The sequence below is a fragment of the Tardibacter chloracetimidivorans genome (genome assembly GCF_001890385.1).
GTDB classification, from domain to species: domain Bacteria; phylum Pseudomonadota; class Alphaproteobacteria; order Sphingomonadales; family Sphingomonadaceae; genus Tardibacter; species Tardibacter chloracetimidivorans.
In genome coordinates this window covers 101,508-116,680 of the sequence record NZ_CP018221.1, presented here as the reverse complement: position 1 = coordinate 116,680, position 15,173 = coordinate 101,508, and the positions used below count along the sequence as shown (strand labels likewise).

Below are 15,173 nucleotides of genomic sequence, written 5' to 3'. Positions count from 1 at the left end.
TCCGTGAACCGCCGGGTTGTATCAAGCGTGGCAACTAAAGAGTTTCGGAATGATCGGAGAGGGGAGGAATAAACTCGACAAGGCCATTTCTCGCTAGAACATTTGTTGTTTTCTGGTCCAAGGAAATGCCATTCACCGATTTCTCAAGAGATTTGAATAAGACTATAGGGTGGATAATAACTCCAGTAATATCAACAGATATTGGATCATTATGAAATTGAAATCTCTTCCATAACCATTCTTTCGATAATGCACCTGAATTTAGAATTTTATTAAGAATCAATATTTCAATTTCTTCTATATCTTCCGCAGAAGATCTGGTGATCCTGAAATCAGTTCCCGAATCTGAATTGATATCGGATGTACGATCTTCTTCTATATATATAGATCCAAGTTTATGCATAAATATTGATGCAATGGATCTTGTGCAGGAGCTTCCGAAGATACGTCCAGTTGCAGAATTCAATACAGATACCTGGGTAACACCAGTTATAAGAAGTTTGGGATGGTTGATTTCATGGGGCATAGTGGACGACCTCACCATACCTAGAGAACACACCAGGAGCTATCGCTGTACCTGCCGGGAAGCTGAGATGCATTTGTCCGTTGCTGATTCTTAGCTGAATGCCAGTGTCAACGTTTCTAATAATTGCACCTTTTCCATCATTTGTGGGAAACATAGTCCATCCCTGTGGTGGTCCGTCAACAAAACCTTTTGAACCCAATGGAGGAATACCGTTAAATTCAGCCAATTTTTCTATATCAATGTAAGGGTCTCCCGCGCGGTCGGTCAATGCGCCCATCGATCTGTTCAGACCCCGCGGAGATGTCCCGAAAAGTGGGCCGTAGTCTATTCCTGCTACCAAAGTTACGCCAGACCCTTGGTTCGAGAATGGCGAGGTTCCATTGGGATCCGTAAGGTTGAGGGGGTTGTTGAGGGCATAGGCATAGAGGTTGATGCCGCCGTCAAAGCCGATCGGATCGACCTGCAGGAACCGCCCCCAGGCGGGCGAGTAGCTTCGCGCCCGCATATAGGTGAGCCCGCTCGGCTGCGAGACGGCGACCGCCTCGGAATCGATCCGGCTGCCGGTGTAGCGGAAGGTGCCTGTGGTATTGGTGCTGTTCTCGCCATAGGGCAGGTAGCCCGCCTTCGCCGGCGTCGTCGCATTGGAGGCCAGCGTCGCGATGATCGAGCCTTGGATATCCGGGATCAGCGTCGTGCGCGTGCCCGCCGCCACGTTCATCTGTCCAAGAACCTCGTTCGACCCAGACCCATAGGCATACCACCGCTGCACCGCGCCGCTCGCGCCGTCATACTCCAGCACCTCGCGTTTGTCCGCATCGGTCACGTACATTGTGGTGGTACCCGACACGGTCTTGCTCTTGCGCCGCCCTTGGGCATCGAACGCATAGCTCCCGAGCGTCGTAGCACCCTGCTTGACCGAGGTCAGCCGACCCTCGACGTCATAGCCATAGGTCAGCGTCCCGTCGAAGGTGAGGTTGCCGTTGCCGTCATAGGTCGGGCTCGCCCCGCCCACCGCGTTATACTGATTGAGGGTGTTCGCCGTGTAACTCGTCGTGCCTGAACCCGAGGGATACAGCAGCCAGCTGTTGTCATTCGCCGCCTGGCTGATCCGCCGATTGTTGGCGTCATAGCCATGGGTAAATGAGACACCACCTTGCGTCGGTGCGGTCTGGGTGACTGTCGGCGTCCATGACACATTCACTGGCCGGTTGAGCGCGTCATAGCTGGTGGTCGTCTGATGGCTCGCCGTCGCCGAGACGCTGGTGATCGCGCTGCTGGTGTCGGTGACGCTGGTGACGCGGCCCATCAGGTCGTAAGCATAGGTGACGATGGGGGAGGACGGTGGTGATTTGGTCGAGAGGCGGTTGAGCGTGTCATAGGTGAAGCCGATGGTGTCGCCCTTGCGGGTCTTGCGCGTCAGGATGTTGTTGTCGGCGTCATAGCTATAGGTTTCAGTCGTGCCGCCGGGATAGGTGGTCGTCGCCAGCCGGTCGAACCCGTCATAGGCAAAGCTCGTCGCGGGGTGCGTCGCGTCGGCCAGGCTCGCGAGCATGCCGTCCGGCGCATAGCTGCGGGTTTCAAGTGCGCCCGCCTGGATTGCGGTGTTGAACAGCTGGGTCTGGCGGCTCATCGCATCATAGGCATAGCTGGTGACGTTGCCGACCGGATCGGTCACGCTCTGCAGCCGGTCGACGACATCATAGGCATAGCGGGTGATATTGCCGTTGGCATCGGTCGCCGTCGCCACCTTGCCGGTCCACGTGTATGTGGACGAGGTGGTGCGTAACACTGTGCCGTCGACGGATTCGGTGGTCTGAAGCAGATGATCATCGGCATCATAGTTGAAGGCGGTGACCAGAGTTTGGGGCGCTGCCGGGCTTGTCCGGCTCGTCAAACGCCGCGCGGCATCATAGGCACTCAACATGACATTGCCGTTAGGGTCGGTGGCAGAGGTGACATTGCCGACGCCGTCATAGCCAAAGCCGGTGACCAGATTGAGCCGGCCATAATCGCGGGTGACGGTGGCGAGATTGCCAAGGCCGTCATAGGCATTCTGCGTGACCGCGCCCACAGCGTCGGTCGCCGTCAGAAGCTGACCGACGCTATTGTAGGTGAAGAGCGATTTCGCTGCAAAATTATTGGCGTCAGCGATGCTGCTGATGAGATTGCCGGTGGCGGGATGATAGACATTCTGCGTCACCAGCCCGCGCGGATCGGTGATGGTGATCGGCTTGTTGAAGACCGGATCATAGGCGAAGCTTGTCGTCAGCGGCGTCAGGGGCGAGCCGGACTTGGGTGTCTTGACGATCTGGGTGACGTTCTGGTTGAGGTCTTGGGAATAGCTATAGGCGGTGGTGACGCCTTCCGGTGTGATCGCCTTCACCAGCCGATCCTGTCCGTCGTCCGCGGATCTAATTGATTTTGGTTAGGATTAATGACGCCAGCAGGTGGTAATTACCTCGCCATCATTCGCCACAACGACGTAGACACTGCGATAGCGCTCGAAATATCTGGCCTCCAGGCCAAGATAAGCGGCAAAATGGCGCCAGCTTTTCTTCGTAAAAAAGCAGGTCTCGGTGCCATTACCACATGGCATCCGCTCACCGAAGTCCAGTAGCGCCTCAATGATTGACAGCGGAATGGACCGGTCCTTCATGCGCTGCCGCGCATGTCTGGTGAGACTTGATCGGCCGCGGGTGTGGATGCCGGCGTCATCAATATCAAAGGCGATCATAGCAATCCCTCCAGTCCGAGCGAGGCGAAATAGGCATCGGATCGCTCTGCATTCTCGACGCGCTTCGTCTCGACCCATGCGACACGATCTGCGGGATCCCCGGCCCGGATCTCGCGGGGCATATCGCTGATGCTGAAGCGTCCGCCTATGAAGTCGTCAGCGGCGTCGCTGTCGCCGCCGAACCACTCCAGGGCTTGCTCACGGCAGATTTCATAACGCACGCCGGCATAGGAATACCATCCTTCCAGCCGGTCGCCGGCGTCGGCCCTCGCTGCCTCGAGGCGCTCCTTGAGGTGAACAACGAAGGGGTTGGCTTCGTCGTCTTCGTAATCGAGCGGCCGGCTGTCGGTGATAGCGTCGCCATCGTCGAGCCGATTTCCCCGAAGATCGCGGGTCGAAATCGACCGCGCTTCCATCGTCTCCAGGTTTTCGGCGTCCCAGTCACTCACTAGGCGCTCGGTGATGTGCTTGAAGCGCCCGCTAAACGCTTCCACGCCGGCACGGGCGGCCTGAAGGCTCTCAAGGCGAGTCGCTCGCTCCTTCAGGCTTTCGCTGGCGACGAGATGGAAAAGCAACGGCGCAAATTCGATGACCTCGACCGGTTTCACACCATAACGCAGGCTCACCAAAGCCAGCGCGTTTCGCACCTCCGCGGAGACGCGCATGTTCAACTGCGTTTTGGGGAACAGCTCGTCGGAAGGTGGCTCGATCCCATCGCCATTGGCTGCCGTGAGCTGAGCTGGCTCGACCTTCAGCGCTTTCGCAAGCGCCTCTATGACGCGCACGCCGTTGCGTTGGGTTTGTCCAGTCTCGATCCGAAAGATCGTGCCTTTGTCGATGCGCGATTGCTTGCTGAGGTCGGCCTGGCTGAAGTTTTGCTTTCCGCGAAAGTGACGGAGCAACAAAGGATTGATACGGGGCATAAGCGTCTCCGGTTCTGTTGAGACAAATATGCCTATATCATGATAGCAGCTCTACAGGCTTTTTCGATAAGCCTCACGGTGAGGGTGTGATTTGGTGAAACTCGGGAGCAAGTGGCGCCGCCAATTATGCCTGCGGCTGGCAATGGAAAGCGAACTGCGATGTCTTGCTCGCTGACCGCGCCTACAAATCCGCTAGGCCGTGGCGCGAATCGCAGCGGTTCAAACTCGGGCACAGCTCGGATGCTCCACTGGCGTTTCGCCCTTTGGTGTCGGCGCCCGCTTGGCAGGCCGTTGGGTCCCCGAAACCTGGCGTCGCGATCACCCGATCGGAATGTACGAACGAACGTCCGCTCACCCAGAGCGACCGCTTGAGTCCGGACAGTCTGGAAGGTCCGACATTGCAGCCGTAGCGACCAGATCAATCCGACGTCCGTTATTTGCAGCTTCGAACAGCACGTCGAACGACCGAGGTGAGGCGCAAAGCGGATTTGCCGCGACATTCCATTCGACTTCGGCCTGGAACGGAGCATTGGTACTCGCGTGAATCGCGCCGGACGAATGCCCCGGCGCACGCCCCGACCGGTCGACTGGCGGGGCTTCGGGTGGTGGGAGCGGCATGGCGCTGCTCCGCAAGGGAGACCACCCATGGCAAATGCAGCGAAGAAGATCTATGAGACAGACAGGGGCGCCTCGGCCGGCAAGCGGGGGCGAGCCCCTGCGGCTGCCGCGGCGGCGGCCGATGGGACGCCAAAGCCGACCGGCAAGACACCGATCGCTCGTCCGCAGCCCGCCAGACCGGCCTTCAAACGTGACCAGCTCGCCGCGCTGCTGGTCCGCGACGAGGGCGCAACCATCGCTCAGATGCGGGAGGCGACCGGCTGGCTGCCGCACACCCCTGACAGGGCTCAGGAAGCGCGGCTATGCCATCGACAGCGACAAGGTCGATGACGTGCGCACCTACCGAGCGGTTGCGCCGGAATGAGCGACGCCCTTGCCACAGAGATCGTCGGACTGCGCAAGATGAACCGGCAGCAGCTGAAGGATCGGTGGCGCGACCTGTTCAAGGCCGCGCCGCCGGCGGCGTTCACGCCTGACCTTCTGGCCCGCGGCATCGCCTGGCGGCTGCAGGAGCGGGCGCTTGCAGCTTCAACCCGCTTCCGGTGCTCAAGCTGCCGATGGAGTTTTGCGCCCACCACCGATCACAGTCGGGAGACGCAGCATGACCCTTCTAGACCTAGCAGCGAAGGTAGAAGCAGCGGAGGGGCCGAGCTTTGCTCTGGACTGCGAGATCAGCAAGGCGGTGGGATCGGCTGCATGGCCCCCGCGCGCTTACACGGCATCGATAGACGCGGCGATGATGCTGGTCCCGGAAGGCTTCACTGTGCGGCTCGCCATATATCCCGACGGCGAGAACGTTTGCATATTGAACGATCGGCCATGGGAGGACGAGCAAGAGGGCTACGTTTTCGTGACCAGTGTAGCCGCCACCCCCGCGCTCGCACTTACGGCCGCAGCCCTTCGTGCAAGATCGGAGAACCCCGCATGAGGGTGCTGGACCTTTTCTCGGCAGCCGCCGGCGGATGGTCGCTCGGTATGCACCGCGCAGGGTTCACAACCATGGCCGCGTGCGAGGCCGTCGAATGGCGGCGCATTCTATACGCAGAGAACAACCCGGGGGTCCGCCTTTATGACGATGTACGAACCCTCACGGCAGAGCGGCTTCTGGGAGATTTCGGATACCTTCCCGACTTCATCGCCGGAAGCCCGCCGTGTCAGGACATCAGCAGCGCCAACACCAAAGGCCGTGGCGTCGAAGGCGAAAGGTCCGGCCTCTATTTCGAAGCCGTCCGCCTTGTCGGAGAGTGCCGCCCTCGTTGGTTCGCTTTTGAGAACAGCGCTAATCTCCGAACTCGGGGCGCTGACCCCGTGCTCGCTGCATTGGAAGCGCTCGACTACGCCTGCTGGCCGCTCGTGGTACGTGCTGGGGACATCGGCGCCAATCACGAACGGCCCCGGAGTTGGCTCATCGGATGCGACCTTGAGCAAGTTGCATACCCCTACCGCCATGGCGAACATGCACAATCCCTCGATGGCGAAATGGGAAAGCTGTCAGGGCTGGCAGGTAATCGCGGGAACGAAGCTGCCAACGCCCACGGCGACGCAGTACGGTTCGCAGAGCTACCCGGAAGACCCGAGCCGCAAGCGCCCGTCGCTGAACACGTTGTTGGCGGCGAAACTCCCAACACCGATTGCCAGCTTCCAGATGAGCGGCCAGAGCAATCCGGGTCTGAAGGCGAAGGGCGTCATATACCCAGCCATGGGGCCGCTGATCGAAATATCGGCGGGACGGATGGAACCCGGCAGATTTCGGGGGGACATGGAGGGTTGGGCACGAGCCGAAACACTCCCGACCCCGACCAAGCGGGACAAGCGGATGGATGCATGGTCTCCGGCCTACGACAAGCGGAAGTCGCCGACGATGGACGCCGTGCTGGATGGAGCGATGACGGATCGCGCGCCGGACAAATGGGCCTATGCCCGCCAGATCGCGGCAATGCTGACGGAAGCGGGTCTCTCTGGAGCCTCGATGACCTTGCCCGCCACCTACAACTGGATGATGGGCTTTCCGCCAGGCTGGCTGGGACGCGCATTGGAATCGGCGGTCCAAAAGGGACTGCTGCCGCTTCCCTCATCGTCGAAGCGTTTGGGGATGCCGTCGTCCCCCAAATCCCGGAAGCGATCGGCAACGCGATCCTGAGAACCGAGGCGGCGCTTGCCGCAATCCACCAAAGGAAAGCCGCATGAAACATATCGTCGAAAGTTCGGATGGTAACGGGATAACTGACTTGGAAGATGAAGAGTGCCCGCAGTGCGGCGGCACCGGCATCGACGAGGTTTTTAGCCACTATCGCCACGAAACCTACGTGCCCGTGTTCGAGCAGGTGACATGCCATGTGTGCGGCGGTGAAGGCCGTCTCGATAATGGAGATCAGCATGAATGAAGATACTGGGCGCTTAGCGGGCTCTCGTCCTTCGGATCGAACCGCCGATGGCGTTTCGCCGGTCCCCGCTTCGATCCCGAGCGCAATAACTCTCCCCTATTCCCGCTCCTTTTACGAAGGGGGCGGAGGTTGGAGGGACGGCAGGCTTGGGCAGGTTTACGATCTGCTCTGTGCCGTATTGCAAGAACGGGGGGAGCGGACGTTCGGCAATCCGCTACTTGCTCAGATTGAAAACTTGGACGCTAGGGTTGAGACTCAATCAGAGCCAGAAAGCCACAGCGGCAGCGAGGCTTACGGCTGAGAGGAAGTTTCGTGCAAGCTTGTCGTAGCGAGTAGCGATCCGGCGGAAATCCTTGAGGCGGCAGAACATAGCCTCGACCCGCCAGCGATCTTTGTAGCGGCGTTTGTCATATTGGATCGGGCGCTTGCGGTTGCGGCGGCCGGGGATCACCGGGGTCGTGCCCTGTTCGCGCAGGATGGTCCTAATGCGATTGGCGTCGTAGCCGCGGTCGGCGATCACCCGCTTCATTCCCGCTGTTTCGTTGATGAGCAGGTCGGCGCCCTTCACGTCCGATGTGTTGCCGGGCGTCAGGACGAGACGAAGCGGCCGTCCGAGGACGTCGACAAGGGCGTGGATCTTTGTTGTCCGGCCGCCACGCGAGATCCCAATGGCATTGGCTCGCGCCCCCCCTTTGCCCCACCGGCGCTACGGTGAGCCTTGATGTAGCTGCTATCGATCTGCCCGGTCTCGGCGATCCAGCCTTCTTCGGTCAGTGCAGCCAGGATGCGTGTCCAGATGCCCCGCCGGCTCCACCTGTTCCATCGGTTGTAGACCGTCGTCGCCGGCCCGTATTCGGCGGGGCAATCTGCCCAGCGACCGCCGCACTTGAGCATGTGAACGATGCCGGAGATCACCCGCCGGTCATCAACACGTCGTGCTCCTGGCTGGTTCTTGGGCAAGTGGAGCTCGATTGCTGTCCACGCTTCATCCGATAGCCAGAACAACGAACGCGACATCCCCAAGGCCTCCTCTTCAGCGAAAACGCCTTGAATCAATGAGACCAACGATTTTCAAGAGGCTGATTGAGTTTGGACCCTAGCCATGATTAACGAACGCGATGATGTGCGATGGGTCCTGGTGTCGGCACCTTTCGAGGGCGACAGCGGTGTAGGCTACCTCGTTGGCCATGACGGCGTGACTGCCATCAAAATTGCCAAACGCCACGGCCCGATGGACTGGATACCGTACATTGAGGTTTGGCAGGGAGAACACCTGTACGCCGAATGCGCTCAACATCAATGCGTAGTGGTGGAGTTCAAGAAACCCCTCGCGCAAGCGATGAGCGCCGGAACGGCTGAGACGGAACGGCTCAGTCCGCAGGACGCCAGCGCGGTTCACGACAGTGAATGCGCCCAACCTTCAGGAGGGGATCAGCAATGAAACAGAAGATAGAGCGGCTGCGGTCGCTGGCACAGGAGGCTTACGACAAGGTTTCCTTTTGGCCGGAGCGAAACGGGCATGAAGACATTGTGCAGCACCAAGGCTTCATGGACCTGATGCCGTTTGTCACCCACGTCATATCCACATCGCGGAATATGAAACTGCCATCGCAGGCGGGGTGAACGTAAATCCCGTTCTTGGTGTTCGTTACCTCGCCAGCCGGTCCACGGATGACCGGTCGGTTGACGACAATATCGCCGCAGGTTTCGCCTGTGAAAAAGTCGTTCTGGTTGAAATGAAGATGGTGGGCCTGAGCCGAAGCCGTAGCGGTGGTGTAAGTATCGTTGATCGTGACCGCGTTGCTGTTCTCGACCTGAATGCACTCGATTTCAGCCGGGTATTCGTTATCCTCGTTCGTGATCGTCAGGCGGCTTGAGTTGGTCGCGGTCGCATTGTGGCGGCTGAGGTAAAGCCTGCCAGCACCGACCGTCGAAAATCCAGTGCAGGCGCGGACAACCTCAAGCGTCTTCCCGCAGAGCGTGGTATTGTTGGCACCAGCCGTTCCCCGCGCTGCCGAAACGTCTGCATTCGAGCTGATCGAATAGGTATCCGCCCTGATACTGATCGTCAGAACACAGGTGTTCGAAGTCCCGTCAGCATTCGTCGCGGTAACATTGAAGACATAAGGCCCGCCATTGAGATCGGCCGTATCGCCCGTTGACGTAGGCGTTGGGAACGTCCCGTCAGTCGGTGTCGTCCAGTGCCCCGAAGTCCCCGATGTAAGCGTGATGCTCCATGAAGTCGGTGTAGAAGACCCCACCGCAAGCAGCATGAACCCGAGATCGACAAGGCCGCCGTCCCCGGCAATGGTCAGCGCACCGCGATAGGCGGTGTGGCTGGATACGAGGACGGGCGCGGCCACCGTGCGTTACCTAGAGCTGCACGATGCCAGACGCGTTCCAGGTGATCGTCACGTCCCCGCCGTTTGGCGTGAGCGGAAGCCCCGTCACTCCGGTGTCGATGTACGCAACAAGCCGGGACGTGCCCGCAACTCCAGTGTCGATGTAGATCACCAGAGCTTCGACGGTATTTCCGCTCAGGGCCGTAAAGGTGACGTTATCGCCGTCCAGAAGGCCGTTCGTGACCGTGGTGTTGGCAATGGTCTGAGGCGTCCCGACAACCCCGGAGAGATCATCGTAAAAGTCGTGCGCCGAACTGTAGGTATATGTCCCGGTGTCGATCAGCGCGACCTTTACCGTGCCGTCGTTGACATCGACGTTCGACGAAGCATCAAGCAGCGCCTGCTTGTAGAGGGGATAGACCGCGTTAGCCATGAGAGAGTCCTTTCAGGCGGAGAAAGGGGAGCGACATCTACAGGCTCCCGATGATGAGGGGGGTTCGCATCGGATGTTCTCCGGGCAATAAAAAACCCGCTCGAAAGCGGGTCTTCAGTTTCAGTTCTCAGTGTGCGGTCAGGTCGTTCTACCTACCGCGATCCAGCGGACCTCTCCGCCGTCGTAAACCAGTCGTTCGACCTTCAGGCCGTGTTTTCCAAAGATCGGCTTGACCCGTGAATGCCGGATCAGGTTGCCGTGCCACGTCGATTTCGTGCGCTCCGGCCTCATGCCTTTCATCCGGCGGTAAAGCTGCATCAGCGAACCCGGTATCAATGGCCGAACAGCCCTTGGAAGCACCGGTATACCCGCAATCCGCATCCATCCCTTGGTCGTCTTAAACTGGATCAGGAACGACCCACCGGGCTTGAGAACCCGCCGCGCTTCATTCAGATAGGCTTCCTGCACTTTCTGTGTTGGCATGTGCTGGAAAACGTCGAAGCTCATCAGGAAGTCAACCGAGTTGCTTTCGACTCCCCAAAGATCAGCACCGCCACTCTTCACCAGTGACACGTTCGGCAGGTCCGCCAGTTCCTTCTTGGCGACCTTCAGAACATCCGAACTGATATCAACCCCGATCACTTGGCCGAACACTCCGGCAAGCGGTCGGACCAACCGCCCCGGCCCGCAACCAATTTCAAGTGCGGTTTTAACTTCCGTATTCCCTGGCAGGTAGGGCGCGATCCGGTCCCGGAACTGGGTATCGCCGGAATGCCAGAACTCCTCCATCGACATATCCTTGCCGATGACGGCCTTGACCATCTCGGCATTGTGATGAGCGTTCCAGTCCAGTTCCATGTTAGATTGCATGATCTTCCCCTTTCGGGGCGTGACTATACCCTTGCCCGCCTTCCGGCAACCAACTGATAATCCATGAGCCGCATTGTCGCCGTCGAACCGCCAGAGGCCCCATGCGCGACCCTCACATAAGGCTCCAGATTTGAGGTCGTCGGGATGTTCGTCGTGCTGGTCCCGGTGATTTCCGTCCCATCCCACAACACACCGTCGGCAACACGCCCTGTCGCGCCGGATGAGGAGGAATTATACTGCTTGATCCGGGCCATAACGCTCGTCGGAGAGATCAGGAGCGAGCAGAAGTTGATCCGGGTCGAGGATGCGACGACAAGGGTTGTGGTTGTGGAGGTGCCCCCAGACCGTGTGATGAGCCGGATATCATCATCGCTGTACGAGGCGAAGTTCTGCTCCAGAAGGATGAAGTTGTTGGCGTCGGTGTAAAGGCCGATCTGCCATTCAAGGTTCTGGTCCGCCGTCGCGGTGTAGTTGGTGAAATGCACCGTCGGATATTGTGATGTACGAACAATGCCATTGCCGTCGAAATCCCACAGAACGGCGTTGGAGCCGGTCGGGCAGGAAAACTCGACATAGGGAAGCCATGCGTTCTGATCGCCGGTCGCGCCAAAAACCGCACTACTGAAGGAAACTGTCGGCGAGCCGGTGAGGGTTTCCGTCCATGCCGCGTGCTTCTTGCCCCCGAGCAGGAAGTCCCGGAACTCGATCCGCCCTTCCCCTCGCGCCTCGTGCCGCCAGTCATCGGAGGCGTTCACGCTCGTGTGATTGTAATATCGCTCGCCCCGCGTTCCTGCGCGGTTGTTTCGGCCCGTGTCGGTCAGGGCAATACCATAGAGCGTCGTGCCCTGAAGCCCGGAAAGGTCGTTGCCGTCGCCAGAGATGGTGACAGCCACATCGTCCCACGCGATGCCGGACACCCGGTTGGAAGATGAGGCGATATAGACTTCGGAGCCGGGGTTCCCCTGAAGGATCACGTTGTCAAACGTGTTGCCTGCCGTCCTCTCGTCGCTGAGATAGATCGAATAGGTCGACTGCATATTGGTGTAGCCGGAGACGTTGTTCCCCTGAGAATATTCAAGGGTCTCGTCGCCACCGACAAAGCGGATGCCGTACTCGCCATAGCGCACCGACAGGTTGTGCCCCTGCATGAGCTGGATGTAATATTCCGAGGCGTCGTAATAGAAGCCGGTGCCCTTGCCCGACCCAGACGAGTAGAACTGGATGAACACCCCATCCGCCCACGGCACAAAGCGGTCGCCTTGGGTATTCCCAGTTGGGGCCAGTTTGCAGACGATGGACGAATAGGTCGTCTGGGCTATCGTCGAGATACGGGCGTTCTTGAGCTGGCCGCCGGGGTTGATGTGGAACATGTCGATGTCGTCGAGAGCGCCGATCTGGTTCCACTGGCAGTCAACCGTCACCCCCGAAGGAATGGTGATCGTCGATCCAATGGCAGCGCTCTTGGAGATGAAGACCATGCCGCTGTCGACGGCGGCGGCGGTGATCGCGGCTTGTATCGCCGTAGCGTCATCGGTGCCGGTCGTGCCGTTCCAATCGCAGACCGCGCCATAAGGCTCATCGGCTACGTCGATGATCCGTTGAAGCTTCTCCATCACGGAACCGGACGAAGCCGAATAATCGTGTGCGAACTGGAGCTTGTTGGTGATCGCCTTCAGTTCGGTGACGTTCGCGGTGATTTCGTCCGCCGTCACCAGAGAGGTGATCGGGTCGATGTCGCCCTTGGTGATGAAATTGTCGTTCGCATCGGAAAGCCGCACGCGATACGTCGTCGCCGGGTTCAGCCACACGCCGGGGAAGCGGCCCGCACTAGGCCCGACGGCGCGCTTCCTCCTGGATGGGGGCCGGTTCCGCTCACCGACATGACGGCGGGACAGTTCAACCTGTTGGCGGAAGCCAAGGGCGAGATTGAGCGCATGGGGCCGAACCCCGCGGTATTGGGGAGGCAGGGCGAAAACCAGTCGGGCCGGGCCAATCTCGTTCGTCAGCAGGCCGGGCTAACAGAGCAGGCGATTGTCTTTGGCGGCATCGAGAGCTGGGAACTGCGCGTCTACCGGCAGATGTGGAACCGAGCCAAGCAATATTGGCAGGCCCCGGATTATGTGCGCGTCACCGATGATCTTGGTGCGCCGGAGTTCATCGGCATCAACCAGCCGATCCCCGGGCCTCCCCAGGTGGTGATGGGGCCGCAGGGCGTGCCGATGATCCAGCCTTCGGTGTTGGGCTATGAGAATGCCTTGGCTGAGATGGACGTGGACATAACCCGCACCGCGAAAACGGATGACAAGGTGTCACGCGAACAACTGGACAAACTCCAGGACGCGGCGACGGCCAACCAGATCGATCTTCTGAAGTTCTGCGCCTACGCGGGCGTCCACAGCCTCAAGGAAATACGCGCGGCGGACTTCGAGCAGGCGTTAGCCGCCATGCAGAAGAAGGCGAAGAAGAACGGCCACGCGGGAGCAATGCAATGACCTATGGCTTTGAACAGGGCGGGATCGAATGGCTGCGCGCCCGTGCTGGCAAGGTGACAGCTTCGCGCGTTGCCGATGTGGTCGCCAAGACCAAAACTGGCTGGGGCGCGTCACGTGCGAACTACGCGGCGCAACTCATTGCTGAGCGCCTGACGGGCGAGCCTGCCGAAACCTACTCCAACGCCGCGATGGCTTGGGGTACGGCAACGGAACCGCAGGCGCGGGCGTCCTATGCGTTCCACTATGACGCCGAAGTTGTCGAGATCGGCTTTTGCGAGCATCCCCGGATCGCAATGTCTGGCGCATCCCCTGACGGGCTTATCGGTCTGGACGGGCTTGTCGAGATCAAATGCCCGAACACGGCAACGCATATCGAGACGCTGCTGAACGGGAAGGTTCCAGGCAAATACAACACACAGATGCAATGGCAGATGGCCTGCCTTGAACGCGACTGGTGCGATTTTGTCAGCTTCGATCCACGGTTGCCGGAGGATATGCGCATGTTCGTCCAGCGCGTCCCCCGTGACGGCGCGCTCATCTCCGAGTTGGAATCGCAGGTCGCGACTTTTCTGGCGGAGATCGACGACACCGTGAAGCGCCTGACCGCTCTGTACGGACGCCGCGAGGCCGCATGAGCACCGAAGAGGCATGGCGCGCCTACAAGGCAGAATGCACCCGGCGTTGGTATCACTCGGGCGGGAAGGACAAGATGCGCGAATGGTACGACCGCACCCGCGAGGAGCGCAATGCGCAGCGGCGCGAGAAGTACCAGACCGACCCTGCCTATCGTGAGCGCGTACTTGAGAAGAACCGGCGCTATTACATGAGAAAGCAAGGCTAATGCCTACCGCCGCTGTCCGTCGATATTGGGACTGGCTCCCCAGCGTCTGCGTTCTCTGCGGCGGGGAGGCGGTGATCCACCACATCATGCACGTGAACTACCAGCGTATCAGCAAGGACGATTGGCTCGTGGCACCGCTCTGCCCTCAACACCACAACATGGGCAACGACAGCGTTCATGCGCTTGGCGGTGAGCGGCCATTCCTCGCACGGCATGGGGTGGACCTTGTGCATTGGTCGATCCTCAATCGCCACAAATATGAGATTGGCAGATGACCGACAAACCGATCCTGACATTCGCGCGGTCGCTTGGCTCGCTTCGCCCGACGAACAGCTTTGCGGAGAAAGCCATAAAGGCATTGGGTGAAGGCGACCGGGTAGTGGTGGAGATCAAGCGGTCCTCACGCAACCACGCCAGACACCGGCTCTATTGGGCGATGCTTTCTGTAGCAGCGGAGAACCTGCCGACAGACGGGATGGACGCCGAGCTTCTGCATGACGTGCTGAAACAGAAGCTGGAGCTTGGGCATTGGATTGAACTGCCGAGCGGCGACAGGATTTTCGACGGCCGGTCAACGTCCTTTTCGAAGATGAGCGAACCGGAGTTCGTCGCCTATTTCGAGCGGGTGCAGAAGGTGCTGGCGAAATGGCTAGGCGTGCCGGTCGAGGCATTGCTGGAGAACGCGGAGATGGAAGTATGAAGCCCATAGTTCTTTATCGCTGGATCGCAGAGATCACATATCGGCGGGATGCCGAAGATGAATGCCGCGTGGTTTCGTTCGAGGAACTTCACGAGCTTCATGACATCATTGAGGACGGGCCGGACTTCTACGCGATCAAGGATATTATCGTGCGCCCGTCTGGGCGGTGCGCGCCTACCACTATCGAAGCATCGGAACGAGCATGAGCACCATCCGCACATCGGGCCGGGATAACTGGTCTTTCCAGTCTCAGACCGGGCGTGATCGAAAGCTGCGCAACACCCCTTGGGAGCGCACCCCACTATGGAAG

At 59.5% G+C, this 15,173-nt stretch carries 20 protein-coding genes and 2 pseudogenes; 13 read left to right on the top strand and 9 right to left on the bottom strand.

Annotation, left to right across the window (positions count from 1 at the left end; genetic code table 11):
• Positions 1-34: 34 nt before the first annotated feature.
• From BSL82_RS20175 to BSL82_RS00610, 4 genes are read right to left on the bottom strand one after another with little or no spacing between them, the layout of a single operon-like run.
• The gene (locus BSL82_RS20175) at positions 35-526 is read right to left on the bottom strand and encodes a hypothetical protein (RefSeq protein WP_158010583.1); all 492 of its coding nucleotides are present in this window, start codon (positions 524-526) and stop codon (positions 35-37) included.
• Positions 516-2,909: an RHS repeat-associated core domain-containing protein gene (locus BSL82_RS00620; RefSeq protein WP_072595565.1), complete on the bottom strand. Its 2,394-nt coding sequence runs from the start codon at positions 2,907-2,909 to the stop codon at positions 516-518. The genes BSL82_RS20175 and BSL82_RS00620 overlap by 11 nt, the downstream gene beginning before the upstream one ends.
• Before the next feature lie 48 nt (positions 2,910-2,957).
• Positions 2,958-3,260 carry a DUF4258 domain-containing protein gene (locus BSL82_RS00615; RefSeq protein WP_072595564.1) on the bottom strand — a complete coding sequence of 101 codons (303 nt, stop codon included), beginning with the start codon at positions 3,258-3,260 and terminating at the stop codon, positions 2,958-2,960.
• Positions 3,257-4,183 carry a helix-turn-helix domain-containing protein gene (locus BSL82_RS00610; protein WP_072595563.1) on the bottom strand — a complete coding sequence of 309 codons (927 nt, stop codon included), beginning with the start codon at positions 4,181-4,183 and terminating at the stop codon, positions 3,257-3,259. The genes BSL82_RS00615 and BSL82_RS00610 overlap by 4 nt, the downstream gene beginning before the upstream one ends.
• Positions 4,184-4,828: 645 nt before the next feature.
• Here BSL82_RS00610 and BSL82_RS00605 point away from each other — a divergent pair.
• The 6 genes and pseudogenes from BSL82_RS00605 to BSL82_RS00590 all read left to right on the top strand — a co-directional run bounded on the left by BSL82_RS00605 (position 4,829) and on the right by BSL82_RS00590 (position 7,185).
• Positions 4,829-5,131, top strand: a complete 303-nt coding sequence (locus BSL82_RS00605; protein WP_072595562.1) for a DUF3489 domain-containing protein — start codon at positions 4,829-4,831, stop codon at positions 5,129-5,131.
• A gap of 30 nt (positions 5,132-5,161) precedes the next feature.
• Positions 5,162-5,311 (top strand): annotated as a pseudogene (locus BSL82_RS21650) (DUF2924 domain-containing protein); the annotation flags it as partial.
• A gap of 91 nt (positions 5,312-5,402) precedes the next feature.
• A complete protein-coding gene (locus tag BSL82_RS20860; protein WP_226998724.1) occupies positions 5,403-5,729 on the top strand; it encodes a hypothetical protein in 327 nt (108 codons plus the stop codon).
• A pseudogene (locus BSL82_RS21645) lies at positions 5,621-6,211 on the top strand (DNA cytosine methyltransferase); the annotation flags it as partial. The gene BSL82_RS20860 and the pseudogene BSL82_RS21645, both read left to right, overlap by 109 nt.
• Positions 6,212-6,248: 37 nt before the next feature.
• A complete protein-coding gene (locus BSL82_RS20850) occupies positions 6,249-6,941 on the top strand; it encodes a hypothetical protein (RefSeq protein WP_226998723.1) in 693 nt (230 codons plus the stop codon).
• Between the two features lie 43 nt (positions 6,942-6,984).
• On the top strand, positions 6,985-7,185 hold the full coding sequence (locus tag BSL82_RS00590) for a hypothetical protein (RefSeq protein ID WP_072595561.1): 201 nt from the start codon (positions 6,985-6,987) through the stop codon (positions 7,183-7,185).
• 259 nt (positions 7,186-7,444) lie between these two features.
• Here the strand turns inward: BSL82_RS00590 and BSL82_RS19845 are convergent.
• Positions 7,445-8,202, bottom strand: a protein-coding gene (locus tag BSL82_RS19845; protein WP_193408578.1) for an IS5 family transposase whose coding sequence is annotated in 2 segments (ribosomal slippage) — positions 7,445-7,869 and positions 7,869-8,202 — 759 coding nt in all. Because the reading frame shifts where the segments join, the coding sequence is not laid out codon by codon here.
• Between the two features lie 85 nt (positions 8,203-8,287).
• On the opposite strand from BSL82_RS19845, the gene BSL82_RS00575 reads away from it, so the two are divergent.
• Entirely contained in the window at positions 8,288-8,626 is a 339-nt protein-coding gene (locus BSL82_RS00575) for a hypothetical protein (RefSeq protein WP_072595559.1), read from the top strand.
• 40 nt (positions 8,627-8,666) lie between these two features.
• Here BSL82_RS00575 and BSL82_RS00570 read toward each other — a convergent pair whose 3' ends face one another.
• From BSL82_RS00570 to BSL82_RS00555, 4 genes are all read right to left on the bottom strand, one after another.
• Entirely contained in the window at positions 8,667-9,548 is an 882-nt protein-coding gene (locus BSL82_RS00570) for a hypothetical protein (protein WP_072595558.1), read from the bottom strand.
• A gap of 10 nt (positions 9,549-9,558) precedes the next feature.
• The gene (locus tag BSL82_RS00565) at positions 9,559-9,960 is read right to left on the bottom strand and encodes a hypothetical protein (protein ID WP_072595557.1); all 402 of its coding nucleotides are present in this window, start codon (positions 9,958-9,960) and stop codon (positions 9,559-9,561) included.
• A gap of 138 nt (positions 9,961-10,098) precedes the next feature.
• Complete coding sequence (locus tag BSL82_RS00560; protein WP_072595556.1) at positions 10,099-10,818, bottom strand: class I SAM-dependent methyltransferase; 720 nt, start codon at positions 10,816-10,818, stop codon at positions 10,099-10,101.
• Between the two features lie 35 nt (positions 10,819-10,853).
• The gene (locus BSL82_RS00555) at positions 10,854-12,608 is read right to left on the bottom strand and encodes a hypothetical protein (protein ID WP_158010581.1); all 1,755 of its coding nucleotides are present in this window, start codon (positions 12,606-12,608) and stop codon (positions 10,854-10,856) included.
• On the opposite strand from BSL82_RS00555, the gene BSL82_RS00550 reads away from it, so the two are divergent.
• Genes BSL82_RS00550 through BSL82_RS00525 form a run of 6 tightly spaced genes read left to right on the top strand, consistent with a single transcriptional unit; the run spans position 12,582 to position 15,069 of the window.
• Entirely contained in the window at positions 12,582-13,322 is a 741-nt protein-coding gene (locus BSL82_RS00550; protein WP_443081407.1) for a portal protein, read from the top strand. The two genes, BSL82_RS00555 and BSL82_RS00550, sit on opposite strands and share 27 nt — an antisense overlap.
• The gene (locus BSL82_RS00545; RefSeq protein WP_072595553.1) at positions 13,319-13,957 is read left to right on the top strand and encodes a lambda exonuclease family protein; all 639 of its coding nucleotides are present in this window, start codon (positions 13,319-13,321) and stop codon (positions 13,955-13,957) included. Before BSL82_RS00550 ends, BSL82_RS00545 begins: the two co-directional genes overlap by 4 nt.
• The gene (locus BSL82_RS00540) at positions 13,954-14,163 is read left to right on the top strand and encodes a hypothetical protein (protein WP_072595552.1); all 210 of its coding nucleotides are present in this window, start codon (positions 13,954-13,956) and stop codon (positions 14,161-14,163) included. The genes BSL82_RS00545 and BSL82_RS00540 overlap by 4 nt, the downstream gene beginning before the upstream one ends.
• Positions 14,163-14,438: a hypothetical protein gene (locus BSL82_RS00535; protein ID WP_072595551.1), complete on the top strand. Its 276-nt coding sequence runs from the start codon at positions 14,163-14,165 to the stop codon at positions 14,436-14,438. The genes BSL82_RS00540 and BSL82_RS00535 overlap by 1 nt, the downstream gene beginning before the upstream one ends.
• The gene (locus BSL82_RS00530; RefSeq protein ID WP_072595550.1) at positions 14,435-14,863 is read left to right on the top strand and encodes a NinB/YbcN family protein; all 429 of its coding nucleotides are present in this window, start codon (positions 14,435-14,437) and stop codon (positions 14,861-14,863) included. The genes BSL82_RS00535 and BSL82_RS00530 overlap by 4 nt, the downstream gene beginning before the upstream one ends.
• Positions 14,860-15,069 (top strand): hypothetical protein, encoded by a 210-nt coding sequence (locus BSL82_RS00525; protein WP_072595549.1) that lies wholly within the window; start codon positions 14,860-14,862, stop codon positions 15,067-15,069. Before BSL82_RS00530 ends, BSL82_RS00525 begins: the two co-directional genes overlap by 4 nt.
• The last annotated feature ends 104 nt before the right edge of the window (positions 15,070-15,173 follow it).